Origin of the sequence: Clostridium yunnanense (assembly GCF_016595795.1) — a bacterium.
Taxonomy (GTDB): Bacteria; Bacillota; Clostridia; order Clostridiales; family Clostridiaceae; genus Clostridium_AR; species Clostridium_AR yunnanense.
This window is the reverse complement of the sequence record NZ_JAENHN010000046.1, coordinates 85,415-102,354: the sequence shown is the minus strand read 5'-3', so window position 1 is coordinate 102,354 and position 16,940 is coordinate 85,415. Positions and strand designations below refer to the sequence as shown.

At 31.1% G+C, this 16,940-nt stretch carries 17 protein-coding genes and 1 pseudogene; 16 read left to right on the top strand and 2 right to left on the bottom strand.

Translation table 11 applies throughout. From position 1 onward, the window contains the following. Positions 1-403: 403 nt before the first annotated feature. Complete coding sequence (locus JHL18_RS16715) at positions 404-856, top strand: VOC family protein (protein WP_200271279.1); 453 nt, start codon at positions 404-406, stop codon at positions 854-856. A gap of 103 nt (positions 857-959) precedes the next feature. Continuing rightward, complete coding sequence (locus JHL18_RS16710) at positions 960-1,721, top strand: class I SAM-dependent methyltransferase (RefSeq protein WP_200271276.1); 762 nt, start codon at positions 960-962, stop codon at positions 1,719-1,721. 130 nt (positions 1,722-1,851) lie between these two features. On the opposite strand, the gene JHL18_RS16705 is transcribed toward JHL18_RS16710, so the two are convergent. Further along, positions 1,852-2,793 carry an Rpn family recombination-promoting nuclease/putative transposase gene (locus JHL18_RS16705; RefSeq protein WP_200271273.1) on the bottom strand — a complete coding sequence of 314 codons (942 nt, stop codon included), beginning with the start codon at positions 2,791-2,793 and terminating at the stop codon, positions 1,852-1,854. A gap of 220 nt (positions 2,794-3,013) precedes the next feature. On the opposite strand from JHL18_RS16705, the gene JHL18_RS16700 reads away from it, so the two are divergent. From JHL18_RS16700 to JHL18_RS16655, 10 genes and pseudogenes are all read left to right on the top strand, one after another. Continuing rightward, a complete protein-coding gene (locus JHL18_RS16700; RefSeq protein WP_200271271.1) occupies positions 3,014-3,412 on the top strand; it encodes a MerR family transcriptional regulator in 399 nt (132 codons plus the stop codon). Between the two features lie 113 nt (positions 3,413-3,525). Next, complete coding sequence (locus tag JHL18_RS16695; protein WP_200271269.1) at positions 3,526-4,326, top strand: EFR1 family ferrodoxin; 801 nt, start codon at positions 3,526-3,528, stop codon at positions 4,324-4,326. A gap of 320 nt (positions 4,327-4,646) precedes the next feature. Further along, positions 4,647-4,922 (top strand): CD3324 family protein, encoded by a 276-nt coding sequence (locus JHL18_RS16690; RefSeq protein WP_200271268.1) that lies wholly within the window; start codon positions 4,647-4,649, stop codon positions 4,920-4,922. Positions 4,923-5,230: 308 nt separating this feature from the next. Further along, positions 5,231-6,784: an ABC-F family ATP-binding cassette domain-containing protein gene (locus JHL18_RS16685; RefSeq protein WP_200271267.1), complete on the top strand. Its 1,554-nt coding sequence runs from the start codon at positions 5,231-5,233 to the stop codon at positions 6,782-6,784. 216 nt (positions 6,785-7,000) lie between these two features. After that, the gene (locus JHL18_RS16680) at positions 7,001-7,573 is read left to right on the top strand and encodes a TetR family transcriptional regulator (protein WP_200271265.1); all 573 of its coding nucleotides are present in this window, start codon (positions 7,001-7,003) and stop codon (positions 7,571-7,573) included. A 15-nt stretch (positions 7,574-7,588) separates the two neighbouring features. Further along, positions 7,589-7,807 carry a hypothetical protein gene (locus JHL18_RS16675; RefSeq protein ID WP_200271263.1) on the top strand — a complete coding sequence of 73 codons (219 nt, stop codon included), beginning with the start codon at positions 7,589-7,591 and terminating at the stop codon, positions 7,805-7,807. 26 nt (positions 7,808-7,833) lie between these two features. Next, positions 7,834-7,956: pseudogene (locus JHL18_RS16670) on the top strand (flavin reductase family protein); the annotation flags it as partial. A 325-nt stretch (positions 7,957-8,281) separates the two neighbouring features. After that, entirely contained in the window at positions 8,282-9,577 is a 1,296-nt protein-coding gene (locus tag JHL18_RS16665) for an MFS transporter (RefSeq protein ID WP_200271260.1), read from the top strand. A gap of 319 nt (positions 9,578-9,896) precedes the next feature. After that, entirely contained in the window at positions 9,897-10,961 is a 1,065-nt protein-coding gene (locus tag JHL18_RS16660) for a DMT family transporter (protein WP_200271258.1), read from the top strand. 81 nt (positions 10,962-11,042) lie between these two features. Continuing rightward, on the top strand, positions 11,043-11,198 hold the full coding sequence (locus JHL18_RS16655) for a hypothetical protein (RefSeq protein WP_200271256.1): 156 nt from the start codon (positions 11,043-11,045) through the stop codon (positions 11,196-11,198). 191 nt (positions 11,199-11,389) lie between these two features. On the opposite strand, the gene JHL18_RS16650 is transcribed toward JHL18_RS16655, so the two are convergent. Beyond that, positions 11,390-12,196: a hypothetical protein gene (locus JHL18_RS16650; RefSeq protein ID WP_200271254.1), complete on the bottom strand. Its 807-nt coding sequence runs from the start codon at positions 12,194-12,196 to the stop codon at positions 11,390-11,392. A gap of 399 nt (positions 12,197-12,595) precedes the next feature. Here JHL18_RS16650 and JHL18_RS16645 point away from each other — a divergent pair, with 399 nt between their 5' ends. The 4 genes from JHL18_RS16645 to JHL18_RS16630 all read left to right on the top strand — a co-directional run bounded on the left by JHL18_RS16645 (position 12,596) and on the right by JHL18_RS16630 (position 16,928). Further along, positions 12,596-13,393: a hypothetical protein gene (locus tag JHL18_RS16645; protein WP_200271252.1), complete on the top strand. Its 798-nt coding sequence runs from the start codon at positions 12,596-12,598 to the stop codon at positions 13,391-13,393. A 40-nt stretch (positions 13,394-13,433) separates the two neighbouring features. Next, positions 13,434-14,603, top strand: coding sequence for a serine hydrolase domain-containing protein (locus JHL18_RS16640; protein WP_200271250.1), 1,170 nt, complete (start codon positions 13,434-13,436; stop codon positions 14,601-14,603). A gap of 265 nt (positions 14,604-14,868) precedes the next feature. Next, positions 14,869-15,426 (top strand): GNAT family N-acetyltransferase, encoded by a 558-nt coding sequence (locus JHL18_RS16635; RefSeq protein ID WP_200271248.1) that lies wholly within the window; start codon positions 14,869-14,871, stop codon positions 15,424-15,426. 377 nt (positions 15,427-15,803) lie between these two features. Further along, a complete protein-coding gene (locus JHL18_RS16630; RefSeq protein WP_200271246.1) occupies positions 15,804-16,928 on the top strand; it encodes a radical SAM protein in 1,125 nt (374 codons plus the stop codon). Positions 16,929-16,940: the final 12 nt, after the last annotated feature.

The following is a 16,940-nucleotide window of genomic DNA, read 5'->3' as shown; positions in this document are numbered from 1 at the left end:
ATTATTTATTCTCTTAGTAGATATCCTAATTATAATATAAACTTGAAAATAATGTATATAAGCATATAAAATAACCAATTAATTAATCACGCAAAAGTGGAAAAATACTGGAGAAGTTTAAAAAAGGCTATAGATAGAAAAGGTTAATCTAAGAATACACTGTTTGATGAAAAGACGTATGATAAGATGAAAATTATTTACATAATATGCTATAATTAGAAGAATATTAGACTTTTGCGTTAATTAAATAAAAGCTAAATAGGAGGAAATATGGTACAAGTAAAATTAGCAGAAAATAAGGATTTAAAATTCATAAGAGATACTTATAAATTATTAGATAACCAGAAGTAAAAATATCTATGGTTTGTGATCTAGAGAGTTCTATTGAAGGGAGAGAGGAAGAATGCATTTAGGTTCAATTTATTTAATTGTAGATGATTTTAATAAATCAGTTGATTTTTATGAAAAGCTATTACAGATTGCAGTTACCAGAAAAAATATGGACAGGTTTGCAATGTTCGAGTTTGAAGGGCAGTGCATATCCATTATGAATGGACATTTTGATAGGGAAAATCCTGATTTAGTTGTACATAAAGGTGAGTATGTAGAGTACTTTGATGATATGAAAGCAATTACTGCTGCTATAAATACCCGTAAGGTTGTACTTAATTTTTGGGATGAAAATCTTCGAAAAGAATATGAGAGAGTTAAGAGTTTAGATATTACAGACAAGCTAACGAAGATTAGATATGTTTGTAATGTAAGTCCATATTATTTCTTTCAATTTACAGATCCTGATGGAAATATTATTGAAGTTACAGGTGAGTATATCCCTGAAGAAGGCGAGTTTGATTAAGAGTATTTTGAGTTAATGAAATTTATAAAACATGTTATAGTTGGGAATAAGAAATTTGAGTGTTACATAGTGGAATAGTTATATGGGGGATAAAGAGGTAGTTATGGAGTATAGAGAATTAAAAGAATTGTGGGAAAAAGAAGAGAGAAATACATCTGAGGGATGGGATTTTTCGTATTTAGAAAATAGATGTGAAGAAGAAGAATTGCCTTGGGACTATAAAGATATATTAAAAACATATTTGAAACCAGATTTTAAACTACTTGATATGGGGACTGGGGGAGGAGAATTTCTATTATCCTTGAAACATCCTTTCAGTAACACCGCAGTTACAGAAAAGTGGGAGCCTAACTTAAAGTTGTGTGAGAAAACATTAACACCGCTTGGAATAGAAGTAAAGCAGGTATTTGATGATTCAGAACTACCTTTCAAAGATGAAGCTTTTGATATGATTATTAATAGACATGAATCCTTTGATATTAATGAGGTAAAAAGGTTATTGAAGCCAAATGGAATATTTATCTCTCAACAAGTAGGCGGCAGAAATAACGAAAAATTATCAAAAATATTAATTAAGGATTTTAAACCGCTGTTCTCTAAGAATACGTTGGATAATAACTTGAAGGAAATAGAGAAAGATTTGTTTGAGGTTTTATACGCTAGAGAGGCTTTTCCATATCTACGTTTTAAGGATATTGGAGCTTTAGTATATTTTGCAAGAAAGATTGAATGGGAATTCCCAAACTTTTCTGTAGAGGATTGTTTCGAGGAATTATGTAAATTGCATGAAGAAGTAAAGATCAAAGGATATGTAGAGAGTATTGAACATAGATTTATTATGGTTTGCAGAAAGAAAGATTTATGATGTTTCACTGTTTTAGAGTATTGCCTATGATTAAAAGCTACTAGCTTAAAAACAGTGAATGTCCATTGATTCCTATAGTAAATTATAAGAATCAATGGACATTTATTTTTGAAAATTAATTGTTATTATACTAAGCTTTTCTAAGCGCTTTTATTACTTCTAAAGAAAGCCCGGTTTTAGCTGAGATTGTAGCGTCATCTAGAACGTCTAGTAAGTTTTTGGCTATTTCTATCTTTGCTTCATTTTTACCTTCTAACTTACCTTCTAACTTACCTTGTTTTTTTGCTTCTTCCTTAAGTTCTTTTAATAAAAATGCATTATTGGCTACCATACGCTCCACCTCCTCTTTATTGGCATCTAATATTTCTTTAGCTGTATTTGCTAAATCTTTTTCTATGGTATTTTCTATCCAATGTTTCAATACCATTCTTTCTTTATCAGTTAAGTTAGAAAAGAATAATGCTATAGCTTTAATTCTCTCGATAAACTCCTTAGCATCTATCTTTTGGTCAAGTAAAAATATTGCTGAAGTTATATTATTATATTCTATAAGCTGCTCTTTAGTAAATTTATTATTTACATCAAAAACACTATATTTAAAATCAATTATATTGTCTTCAAATAATTCACTACCATCAATAATATCTCTAAATCTCTGAGTAACATCCCAAGGCTTTTTACCGTTATAAAGAACTATGGGAATGACAGCAGGAATTTTTACACTTTTATCAGAAGCTTTGTGATTTTCATTTTTAGCATATTCTCTTAAAATCTCGCTTATATAGAAAAATAATCTAAGTGGCATTCTATAATCTAAGCTAGACTGAAATTCTAATAATACATAAAAAATTACTTTTTTATCACCTATTGTTCCTTCATAAACAATATCAGATTCTTTTTCATCGTAATCTGAGGATATATAGGATTTATTGACTAACTTTAATTTATCAGGGGTTAAATCCTTTGCCCAAGGTGCTTTAAGCATTTCCTTTACCAGGTCTATAAAGACTTCCTTGTTAGAGTATAAATCTTTATAGATTTTATCATGTATGTTATTTAAATCTTTTCTCAATATTATCTCCTTAGGTTTTGACATGTGTCTTACTAATATTATATCCAAATTAGTATGGTGAAGCTATATTATGACGATTATTTTTAATATGTTTATAAAGAAAATAATAGTCTATAGCTGCTTGTCATATTTTTTATCAGGTTCAATATGGAGTTTACAAAACATGCTATAATTGAAAATAAGAATAGGTTCGTACTTAGTTGAGATTAGGGAGATGTATATGGAGGAAACTTACAGTATTGGACAGTTGGTAAAGGAGCTAAATATTAATAAAGAAACAATAAGGTATTACGAAAAGATTGGACTTATTTCTCAGCCTAAAAAAGATGACAGTGGGTATAGAGTGTATTCAAACAAAGATATAGAAACCATTAAATTTATTCTCATTGCTAAAAATTTGGGCTTCACTTTGAAAGAAATAAGTGTATTGCTACATGATGAAATATTACATAATAGTATTGAGGATATCAAAATAATTGTTGAAAGCAAGATAAAAGAAATAAAAGTAAAAATGGATGAATTAGAAGAAACTAAGAACTTACTTGAAAAGGTGCAGAAAACTATATTAACTACTAATTTAGAAATTTGCAATGGAATAGAAATTTATCATGAAAAATAAGCCTTGACTGTGTACCATAGTACTTGGTCTATAATGCCATTAGAGAACTAGATATTAACTTTATAAAGATGAATAACAATCATTTAATAATATTAATAAAAGGAGAGTTTTTTATGGTAATAAATAAGGATACAATACTATATTATTCAGGTACAGGTAACAGTTTACAAGTAGCTAAAGATATAAATAGTGAATTAAGTAACTTTAGCTTGTGCAAAATATCATCAATTATGAGGGAAGAAAAGATTAGATTTGAAGGGGAAAACCTTGGAATAGTTTTTCCAGTAGTTTATGCACGGTTACCCTTAATCTTAGAAAGAGTTTTAGAAAAACTGGAGGTTAATAAAGATACTTATGTTTTTGCTATAGTAACGCATGGAGGATCTCCTTCAGAGGTATTAATTAAGCTGAGAAAAATGCTGCAAAGCAAAGGAATAACATTAAATTCTGGTTTTTTAATTCATATGCCTGCAAACAATATTTTCTCTTATGGAGCTAGCTCTATGAAAAAACAAAACAAACTTTTTAAAACAGAGAACAGAAAAATAAAGGAGATAGTGCATATAATAAATGAAAGAAGAGACCAAAAATGTGAAAGGAGTAAACTAATATTTGATACAGCAATTGATAGAATTTTTATTAATACAACAGATAAGATAATGGAAAATCTTCATTCAAGAGATAAAGATTTTTGGGTTACGGATAACTGCAATAGCTGTAGGTTATGTGAGAGAATTTGTCCAGTAAATAATATACAATTTAATGCTGACAAGCCAACCTGGAAGCATAGTTGTGAGCAATGTACTGCTTGTATACAGTATTGTCCAAAACAAGCAATTCAATGGAGAAATAAAACTATCAAAAGAAAGAGATATAGAAATCCTAATATTAAAGTTATTGAGCTATTGAGGTGATTTTAGATGTTTATGCACATTTATTCATATATTTTTCTATACTAAAATGAATAAAGAATATGAGGATACAATGTTTCATATGACTTTAAGATAGGTATTACAATGGCATCAATGAAATTGACAAGTGACCTTAAAATAGTTTATCATGGGATAAAAAGGAAGTGAATCATGATGCTTTTAACAATAGTAGTAAGCTCCATGCAAAGCTTGTAGGATATGAAAAACTTTTGCTTGGAGCCAATAAATAAAGATTAGTTTTTCATATTTTATAAAGCGTTGCATCTTCATTTAGAAACTAAATGTTGATTGGAGCGAAGATTATGAGATATGAGAAAGCACAAAATATATTACCAAACAATATAATAGAACAAATTCAAAAATACATTGATGGCGGATATATTTATATCCCTAGAAAAGACGAAAACAAAAAGGCTTGGGGAGAAAATACTGACACTAAAAAGCAGCTTAGTGATAGAGATAATGAGATTCTTTATAAGTATTCCTCTGGAGTACCGGTTAAGATATTAGCTGAGCATTATTTCCTAACTGAAAGCAGTATTAGAAGAATAATAAGGAATAAAAGAAAATATGGATGATAGATGAGGCGTATTTTTCACAGTTAGCTCTGTGGGGAATATGCCTTTTGTTATTTCATATGAGCATGTTTATTACAGAAATGTCTGCGACCTTGGACCACTGAGCCACCGGTGATAGTATAAAAGTGTACCACTTCGTTTTAGTATTTATAGAGTGGAACTGCAATATTTATATATTGATGTACCACTTCGTAGTAAAACTTATTATTTTTAAATTCTCTCGCCAAACCCCGCTAGAGTTTTAAAAATAGATTTGGCATTGAACTGGTACAGCTTTATCTTATGACAGTGCAAGGAGGTGCAGACATATGAGCATTTTAACAATTGAAAATATGAACCATTCTTTTGGCGATAGGATACTGTTCGCCAATGCATCCTTTAAATTATTTAAAGGAGAGCATGTTGGTCTTATTGGTGCTAATGGAGAAGGTAAATCAACCTTTATGAAGCTTATTACAAATCAAATATTGCCTGATGGAGGCACTATTCAGTGGAATAGAAAGTATACCATAGGATATATGGATCAGCTTGTGGATTTAAAAGAAGGAATTACTGCCATAGATTTTTTGAAGGAAGCCTTTGTAAAGCTATATGATATGGAAGATAATATTAATGATTTATATAATAAGCTTGGCAATATGGATACAGAGGAAATGAATCAAGCTTTAAGCAAAATAGCAACAATTCAAGAAGCCTTAGATAAAAATGATTTTTACAGCATTAACTCAAAAATACAGGCAACGGCAGCGGGACTTGGCTTTAAGGAGCTTTTAGAGAAAGAGGTATCAGCTCTAAGTGGAGGGCAGAGAACTAAGATTCTACTTGCAAAACTGCTTTTAGAAAAGCCAGATATTTTACTTTTAGATGAACCAACTAACCATCTGGATGAAGAGCATATAGAGTGGCTTAAAGGATACTTGATAGATTATAAAGGTGCTTTTATAGTGATATCCCATGACAATAGTTTTTTAAACAGAGTGGTTAATGTGGTTTATCATCTTGAGCACAAGGAGCTTACAAGATATGAAGGAAACTATGATTACTTTCTTAGGCTTTATGACATAAGAAAACAACAGAGAATAATAGAGTATAAGGAGCAGCAAAAGGAAATTGAAAAGCTTGAGGAATATATAAGAAAAAACAAGGTGAGAACTGCAACAGCAAGGCAAGCTAAAGCCAGAGAAAAAAAGCTCAATAAAATTGAAAGAATAGAGATAAAAAAGGATATTAAAAAGCCATATTTCAATTTTAAAACTGTAGAAATGCCTGAAAAGATAATTTTTGAGACTAAAGGATTAGCTATTGGCTACGACAAGCCTTTAAGTAAGCCTCTTAATTTAAAGATGGAGAGAGGGCAGAAGATAGCAATAACTGGAGCCAACGGTTTAGGAAAAACAACTCTTCTAAAAAGTTTACTTGGACTTCTAAAACCTATAGATGGAGAAATAGCTTTAAGTGAATACACGAAGATAGGGTATTTTGAGCAGGAGCTCACGGAGGATAATACTACTCCAGTTTTACACGATGTGTGGAATGTATTCCCGGACTTTACCATCACTGAAGTAAGGAAAAGCCTTGCTAGGTGCGGATTAACCTGGCAGCACATAGAAAGTCCCTTTAATATATTAAGCGGAGGAGAACAGGCTAAAGTAAGATTATGTAAGCTAATCAATAAGCCTTCTAATATTTTGGTTTTAGATGAGCCTACAAATCATTTGGATCTTCATGCTAAGGAGGAACTTAAACGCTCCTTAAAAGAATATGAGGGTAGCATAATTATAGTATGCCATGAGCCGGAGTTTTATAGTGATATTGTGACGGAGGTTTGGGATTGTGAGGAGTGGGCCACAAAAATTGTATAAAAGATTATATTGGCTATAACAATATTATAATTAGAATAGGAGCAGCAGTTATTGTGTAACTGCTGTTTTTTTATGTATAGGAGATGATGAAGTACTTAAGATAGCTAAATCTAGATATTTCAGTGAATTTCTATTTTTAATATACTTATAGTATTGATTGATTAGTACGTTCGTGCTAATATATTAGTACGATAGTACTAATAAGGAGACGAAGAAGTGGGTAAAAAAGAACAAATTGTAGATGCAGTAGTTGAATTAATTATGGAATTGGGATTTGCAAATTTTTCCGTTGGAAAGGTTGCAAATAAACTCAATGTAAGTAAAGGTGTTATAACTTATCATTTTCCGACAAAAGATTTATTATTACAATCTGCAGTAGCAAATTATTATGAGGAAGCAGCTATGTATATGGAGCAGCATATACGAGTTGATAAAAACTCAATGGATACATTGAATAGTTATATTGAATCATGTTTATATTTTGCAAGGAAAAAAAAGAAGGAAACAATAGCAATAGTAGATATTATTTTAAATAGCCGCACTGAGGATGGAAAAGCGTTGTTTAATGGAGAAGATGATAGTATATATCAACCTTTAATTGAAATATTTAAATATGGGCAAGAAATTGAAAAAAGTTATAGAGATTTTTCACGAGAAATTATGGCAAGATGTGTTAGAAGTATTATTGATTCTGTAAGTCTTGCAATTGCAAAAGATGAAATCAAAGATGTAGATGAAGCAGTGGAAGAGGTAAAAAGTATTTTTGAATCTGCTACAGTATTAAGATAAATAGGAGGAATAATGATGAAAGTGGTTTTAAGAATTTTAGCAATGATACTATTAGTTGTACCAGCACAACATCTTATAAGAGGAATAATTCCAGGCATTCTTGGACATGGATATAAACTTGGGATATTTGGACTTTCAAATATAATAGTCATAGTTATTTCAATTATTTTGATTTTAATTAGTCTTTGGTTATTTCATATAACAGAATCTTTCTTTGATAATGGAAAGAAATAAGGGTACTCTTACGATTGATAAGAAAGTGTTTAGATAATGGAAGACCAAATGCTCTAAAGGTTAAGCCGACAATACTAATGGATTCAGGTTACTTTGACTTAAATAGTAGAGTTGGTTCTATATTTAAAGCCTGTAGCGGCAGTAAGTAAAATGGGTACCTCTTTAAGGTAACAGGATGATAGATGAGGCGTATTTTTCACAGTTAGTTCTGTGGAGAATATGCCTTTTTCTATTTCATATGAGCATATTTACTACAGAAGTATCTGCGACCTTGGACCTATTAACACCAGATGATACTATATTGATGTACCGGGTTGTTTTAACAGTTATATTTCAACTCATTGAACTGGGAGACATATAGTTTTTAGTTTAACTATTATTAATATATGTCTGAGAACCTTCAAACACTAGATTTTTGAACAAGCATAACTTAAGTTTTTATAATTTAATTCTATAAAAAGGAGCTGGGTCAATATGGAATCCTTTAAAACTTCTATCATAGAGCTTCGAAGCTTTTTAATTTTATGGCTTACGCAAGCACTTTCCTCCTTAGGTAGTTCTATGACCAATTTTGCCTTAATCATATGGTCTTATCAGCAACATGGCTCTGCACTTATAACTGCGCTACTTTCTGTCTGCACCTATTTGCCCTATGTAGTTATGAGTATATTTGCAGGTGCTCTAAGTGATAAGTGGAACAAGAAAATCACAATACTTATAAGCGATAGCTTTGCGGCTTTGTGTACTGTTGTAGTATTGATTCTATTGAAAACTGGTAGGCTGGAGATATGGCATCTTTACTGTCTAAATGCATTAAATGGACTTATGAATACAATTCAGCAACCAGCGGCAGATGTAACTATTAGTATTCTTACACAAAAAAAGCACTACCAAAAGGTCAGTGGAATGCGATCCTTTTCTAATTCTCTTATAAATATAATGACTCCAATTATGGCAACGGCCCTTTTAACCCTAATCAGCATGGATATGATTATAGTATTTGATTTATTAACCTTTGCAGTTGCTTTTATTTCTCTATTATGTTTTGTAAAAATACCAAAGGTGCAGCATGAAAATATGGAGAAAGAATCAGTGCTTAAGTCAGCAAAAAATGGATTGCTCTTCTTGAAGCATAACCGTGGAATTCTGGATTTGATTCTGTTTTTGGCCGCTATAAATTTTACTGCTTCGATGTTCAATGCCACTTTACCAGCTATGCTTTTATCTAGAGAGGGAGATGGAGAGGTAGCTCTTGGAATTATTAATACTGTTACTGGAATTGCTATGCTGGTAGGCAGCATTTTTGCTTCTATTCTTCCAACGCCTAAAAGTCGTGTTCGAATGATTTGCAATGCGTTACTACTTTCAATGAGCACTGAAAACTTCTTTTTAGCCTTTGGAAAATCAATACCAGTATTATGTGTAGGTGCAGTTTTAGGATGGATTGCTATTCCTATTATGAGCTCTAATATGGATGTATTATTTAGAAATTACATTCCGATAGAGATGCAGGGGAGAGTTTACTCTGCAAGGAATACCTTGCAGTTTTTTACAATCCCCATTGGATATTTCTTGGGTGGGTTCTTAGTTGATAAAGTATTTGAACCATTTATGGCACTGCAAAAGCCAAGTGGGGTATTCGCAGTGATATTCGGAATGGGAAAAGGGTCAGGTGCGGCATTTTTGTTTTTTATCCTTGGTATTGTAGGGATGTTGACATGTCTTATCTTCCGAAAAAATAGGTATATATGGCAGTTGGAAAATAATTAATAAAGGTATAGATATAATAAAGATAAAGAAAAGTAAAGGAATATGGGACAACATAATTTTAGTGTGCTATGAAACGGAATTTTATAGTTATGTTGTGAGGGAGGTTTGGGAGTGTGGGGAATGGATGACAAAAATAGCATAACAGCTGTATATGTTATACAATATTACGGACTACTCTAATTGTGTTAGAACGGCAGGAATACTCCAAGTATTTCTGCTATTTTATATTCAATTATTTATGATCTGGAGTATAATGGAAATACAATAAATATAATAAATCCTTAGGCTTGAGAAGTAAATGAATTGTGGGGGAGTATGCATGAATAAATCAAAAATTTACCCAGTTATTATGGCATTAGTAGCCTCTATTCTATTTGGAGCAAGTGCTCCCATAACAAAAATATTATTAGGTCAAATTGAACCTGTTGCTCTTGCTGCATTTTTATATCTTGGTAGTGGAATAGGTCTAGTAGTGTTTCAATTAGTTAGTTTATTAATAAATAGACAAGGTATAAGTGAAGCTCCCTTAAAGAAAAAAGACTTAAAGTGGCTACTGGGTGCAATTATTGCAGGTGGGGTTATTGCTCCAATTATTTTATTGAGCAGCCTTAAAATAACGCCTGCTTCAACAGCTTCATTATTATTAAACTTTGAAAGTGTTGCAACCACAATAATAGCAATTCTATTTTTTAAAGAAAGTGCAGGAAAACAAATCTTGAGTGCGGTAGTACTTCTTACGCTCGCAAGTATTATTTTATCATGGGATTTTAAGAATCAATGGGGAGTTTCAATAGGCTCACTTGGAGTTGTTCTAGCATGTTTTTGTTGGGGGATAGATAATAATTTTACGAGAAATATATCTGCAAAAAATCCATTCACTATCGTTACTATGAAGGGGATAGTAGCAGGATCATTTTCATTAGTCTTGGCAAAGCTACTGAATAATAGAATCCCAGAATTTAGGCTGGTAATAATCGCTATGATTATTGGCTTTTTCTGTTATGGAGTAAGCATTGTATTATTTGTATTTGCTATGAGGCATATAGGAAGTACAAGAACAAGTGCACTTTTTGGCACTGCACCATTTATTGGTTCTATTTTGTCTTTTATTTTGCTAGGCGATACTCCTAATATTATGTTTTTTATAGCGTTACCTATTATGATTATAGGAACAGTATTTTTGCTTAGGGAAGAACACCAGCATATGCATAAACATGAAGCAATTGAACATGAACATAGGCATAATCATAACGATGAACACCATGACCATGAGCATATAGATGGTAGTATCATAAGTGGAAACCATTCACATCTTCATAGTCATGAACTCATAGAGCATATCCATTCACATTCGCCAGATATTCATCATAGGCATGTGCATTGAAAAGTGAAATAAATAAAGCCTTTTACAGAGATACAATCTAGTGGTATAATCTTATGACATATAATTTGGAGGTTAAAATCTATGATAGAATGTCAGCTATGTGAAGAGTATTTCGAAGAAGAGGATATGACAGAATGTCCTGAATGTTTAAAGGAAATGTGCCAAGATTGTTATGAAAGACATGTTCCTATCTGCTTTTATGTTTCAGAGCATGATAGCAGCGATATTGATGAGTAGGTAGTATTTAATAACATAAAGATAATTATTATTATGGGGTTACTTGTAAGGAATATACTACCAAAATCGTATAATTATATTTGCTTTATAGAAGATTAAATAATAAAAAGTAGCAGTGATATAAATAAGTATAACTGCTACTTTTTTTATTACATTATAAAATCACCCAATAATTTATTGATAAGCTAAACTTATAATGTATCAATAAAGTTATAAACATTTTCAGACCATTGCCATATATCTTTGTTCATGCTATCAATGTAATACACTCTATCTTTGATGTCATCAGTGATTATATTTTCAAAAATCTCGCTATATAACTCAGGAATTATAATTGCAAATACATTATCTGCTAATGTTAATTCATATTTAATTTTCAGTGGATGATATCCATCAAAAACAGCATTAGGATGTTTTACTAATTCATCATAATTAAAAAAGAAACGTACTCCGGGAGTAAAATTTTCCTTTAAGTCCTCTTCATTGGGCTGGCGCTCTAATTTTCTTTCCATAACAAGTCTATCACCAGCCTGGCAATTCCCCCAAGCTAGCATTAAATATTCAAAATAATCTGTAGGGTCTTTGGCTGCATTCCTTTGTTCTAATTTTAATTGCTCTGCTGATATGTTTCTTGCTTTAACAGCAGAAAGTATACGCCCACTTCTAATAATGGACAAAGCGTTTTCAACCGGTGCTGTGTGGCAAAGATACTTAGTTATACAACCTTTTTGTTTACATGCAGTACATTCTGTTATTTTTTCTGGTCTTTCTACATTTATATACTGATTTTTATTGGATAAAGCATAATTTACTTTTTCTATTATTTCTTGATTATCACTAACAATTTCGACCTTTCTCCCATGAATACTTTCATAGTCTACAAACTTAATAATTCCACTTAGTTCCCATTCTGTTATATTAGGATAATTGGACAATGCATGATAATATATACCATCCCAAATAATGCTGAATTCATGTTTTCCAATATTAATATTCACTATAATCACCAACCTTAAAATATAAAATGCAATGTTGCTGCATATCACTATAAAAGTGTTCAATACTATTATATCTAAAATATGAACTTGTAGGTAATATAGAGTTCCTAGCTCAATAAAAATGGATAATAAAATAAAAAAAGAATTATATGTTTAAAAGATGTCAAATTATTTGAAGTATAAAGTTTTTACAACGTTTTAGTTGTAAAATTAATTAAATTTAAGTAAAAAAGAGTTCTATATTTTCAGGATGTAGAACTTTTTTTTATTGTCCTAATAAAATTGGATTAAAATGTAATATAATTTTAATGTAGCAATTACTTTTGTAATTTGAAGAAGTTTATAGATAAATAGACAGAATACCGCAAATATTTTTTGTGTAAATTTAGGAGAGGTAAGATGAGTCCATACGAGATTGTATTTAAAATAAACGAATCGATCATAAAAGATAAAATCATCTCTGATGATGAAAAAAGAGAAATTTCTGATATCCTATTAAAAAGTGTTGCAGATAAAAGCACTATAGAACATTTTTACAGTAATATGAAAATCCCAAAAGGTAATATTAAGCTGACTGAAATATATCCTCTATTTTATATTCCTCCATATAATGAAGGAAAGAAATATAGAACTATAACAATGGTCACTCCTCATACTCTTATGTTTACTGCAAATGCTTATGAGCTTGAAATCCTACGTATTCTTGCAATATTTGATGGACAAAGTGAAAAAGTGAAAGATATGCTTCAGAGAACTAAGGAAAGGATTTCTAGGATGAACTTTGACAGTAGCTGTAATATAGGTGAATACTTTGAGATCTCTATTGTTGCTTTGCGATTTATTGGAACAGCATTTCCAGAGGAAATTGAACTTATACAAAATTTAATTCAAGTAATAAAATCTCATTTTGGTGATAAAAAACGTCATTCGGGGACAGCGTTCTATTATCGTTTGACCTTGTCTGAATTGCCTAATTCAATTGCTGTTAGGGAAATTAGCAATATCAGAGGTATGCTTCTACAACAGCTAGGAAAAAGTTACGTTATGAATAGTGAAAATGATAAATATATTAATGTATTGGATAAATATATACTTCGTAACTGTCTAACGAGATTGGAGGAATTTAAATATATAAAGGAAAGAGAACCATTTGTTTCTGAAAAAGACGGTAGATTGCATTTTGATGTTAAAATGTAAGTATTTTGGTGGAGTATTTAAGTTTGGTTAAGGTGAAAGCTTGAATAAATTTTCATCCATAGGTGACATAAAGCTAGAAAGGCGAGTATCTAAGATGGAAGTTAAACAAATATTTAAAGAAAGAGATTATTATCCAAATAACGGGTGGAAATCCTCAAAACCTGAAGATGAAGGCGTTAATTCTTTATATATCAAAAAGATTGAGCCATATCTACAAGAAAACTTTCGGAGCTATCGGAGCTTTATGATGATAAAAAATGGACACTTAATATATGAATGCCAAAATAAAAATACTTATGAAAAAAATAGCTCATTAATAATTAGAAAGAGTCTATATCAAACGCTAAGAGTTTTAGGAAAGCCAAACGAAACTTTAATTGATGAACATGGTGAATGTTATAACTTAAGATCTGCCACTAAAAGCATAATGTCTATATTATTAGGGATTGTATTAGATAAGGGATATATAAATAGTATAGAAGAAAAGGTGTATAAGTTTTTGCCAGATTACTATTTTGAAAATGATGAACTCAAAAAAGAGATAACCATAGAGCATCTCATAACTATGAAATCAGGATTAGCTTCTATAGAAAAGGGAGCAAAAACTTTTGAAATGCTTTTCAGTGATGGTGATTGGATTAAAAGTATCTTAAGCTTACCAATGGAGGCTAGCCCAGGTGAAAGGTTTTTATACAATTCTGCAAACACCCATCTCTTATCTGGAGTTTTATCCAATGTAACAAAAATGAGCACCTATGATTTTGCTAATAAGTTTCTTTTTAAAACCTTGGGAATAAAAGAAGTTTATTGGGAAAAGGACAAAAAGGGCTATAATTTTGGCGGTGGTAACTTGTTTATGAAGCCTAAGGATATGGCTAAGATAGGATATTTGTATCTTAATAATGGAATATGGGATGGTAAAGAAATTGTATCGAAAACATGGATAGAAGAATCCTTAAAAGGTAGATTTGAGTGGGCATATGGCTATCACTATGGATATTTATGGTATATAAGAAGAGAGAAAGCTGAAAATCAAAGCAAAGAGTATATTACATACTCTGCTTCAGGTGCAGGAGGACAGAAAATATGGGTGATCCCGGAGCTTGATATTGTGATGGTAGCTACATCAAGAACCAATTTCACAGGTGATAAGAGTTACTTTTTAGATAATATTATAAGTAATTTTGTGTTACCTTCAATTTTGGATTAAGATAAAGATATAAATTATAAAAGCTTTATGTTATAGTATATTTTGGAAGTATATAAAGGAGTGGTTGCCAATGAGTAAGATATTAATATTTCAAATTTGTATAGAACTACTTCCAATGCAAGATCCTACTAACATTTTGATGTACAGTTAAATTGGATATTAAAGTATGTCTTCATAATAGGTAAGTGGCTACATAGGAGTAGTTGGAAAGTTACCCTAGGGTATAGTTATGCCCTAATCTTGATTTTATGGAGGCAAAGTAAAAATGAATTATAAGTTAATTAAAAGAGATGAAATGATAGATGTGAACACAATAAACCATAGCTTGGATACGGAGAGATTGACCATATTGCCATTAAAGTCACATCAACTTGCATTAGCATTAGAAGATTATGAAAAAATGCAAACTGATTTGGGATTAAACGTAGTAAATACAGTTCTTGATGAAGATATGGAATATGCAATGAAGGTAAGGTTAAGAAGGGTACTAGAGGATGCTAACAACTATTTGTGGCTAACTAATTGGGCTATAATTCATAAAGAAGATAACCAAATAATTGGTTTCATAATACTTAAAGGATGCCCTAATGAACGTGGTGAGGGAATAATTGGATATGTAATTGAGGAAAGTCATCAAAGAAAAGGTTATGCAAGAGAAGCTTTAAATGCATTAATTCAATGGATATTTAAAAATCCTCAAGCGCTATCAGTGATTGCTGATACTGAAAAAGAAAACATGCCATCGAACAAGCTTTTAGAAAATTTAGGGGCTGTTAGGTATAAGGAAACTGACGAAATAATATGGTGGAAAATTGAGAAGTAAAATTAATAGTTGATAAAAATGAGGTTGCACTAAGGGGGACATGGTACTCTTGGTGTAGCCTCGTTTATTGTTATAAAATAAATATTTTACTTAAAAAAAGTATTAACAACTAATAAAGTTACTTAATAACTTCGTGAAAAATGTCAATAATGTATAAGAAGTCCACAGTTTTTTGTTTTCATTATTGTACACACATGCTAAAATTAAAGTCTGTGCTAAAAACAATTTTGAAAATTATACCCTTTATTTAAATACAAAATAGTAAAATTGATATATAATTAGATGGGTTCATGTATGGCTTTTAAGAAGAGTACATGGAAAGCATGGCTTGAAGATTTAAATTAAGTCTTCAAGAGGATAATTAGAGGAGGAACTTTATGAAAATTTCAAAGAAGGATGCATTGAGTTGGTTCGAGTTTTTTGCAATGTTACCAGAGGATGAGGAACCAATGACAAAGCAACAAGAAATCATTTACGCTACCTTTGCTCAAATCGAGGCAGCTATTGATCATAGAAATGAAATGTTAATGTCGGAAATTAAAAATTTTAAAACTTTACAAAATAGAACTTTTTATGTAGGAAATGATAGTAAGTTTTCAAAAGGATGCACTTCTTGCCTATTTGGAACTGGCTTGAGTGCAATTAGAAAAACAAACAAATGCAATATACAGTGTAAGTTCTGCTACAATTATGGCGAGCTTGATTTTATTCCTCCAATTGGAGAAGGCATGTGGCAAATTGGAGAAACAAAATTCTATGAGAAGGATATTGATCTTCTTCTTTCAATACATAAGAAACCTACTGGTATTTCATATGTTTATTTAGAACCATTCATGGAAATCGAAAAATACTATCCAGTAGTAAAGAAGTTCAGAGATGCTGATATTCATCAACATTTATATACAAATGGTCTTTTAGCTACAGAAGAGACTTTAAAAGCATTAGCAGAAGCTGGTCTTGATGAGATACGTTTCAACTTAGGTGCATCTAACTGTGCGGATAAAGTTATTGAGAATATTAAGATAGCAAAGAAATACTTTAAGAGCGTAGGTATCGAAACTCCAATGACTCCTGAGTTTTTTGAAACTTTCTTTGAGAAAAAGCAAGCGATATTAGATACAAAAGTAGATTTTATCAACTGTGCAGAATTGCATTTAAATGAGAATAACATAGACAACTATTATGGGGAAAACATGTATATATCAAGACAAGGATACATATCTCCAACTTGGAGTAGAGAATTAACTCTTAAATTCATGAAGATAGCTGATGAAGAACAATGGGATTTAGCAGTTCATGATTGCTCAAACCACACAAAATTTGCTAGAGACTTAAATTTAAGCAGCAAAGAAGGCAAGTGGTTCGGAGCAAGCAGTTATGGCTGTGAATTCACAAAGATTCCATACGATGTATTTTTACCAATACTACGTGATGAAAACTTCAAATTTTTAGTTGAAGAAGAGTTGCCAAGTGGATATAGACCTGGTGAGCTAGTTTTTTAGTTTCAAGACTTT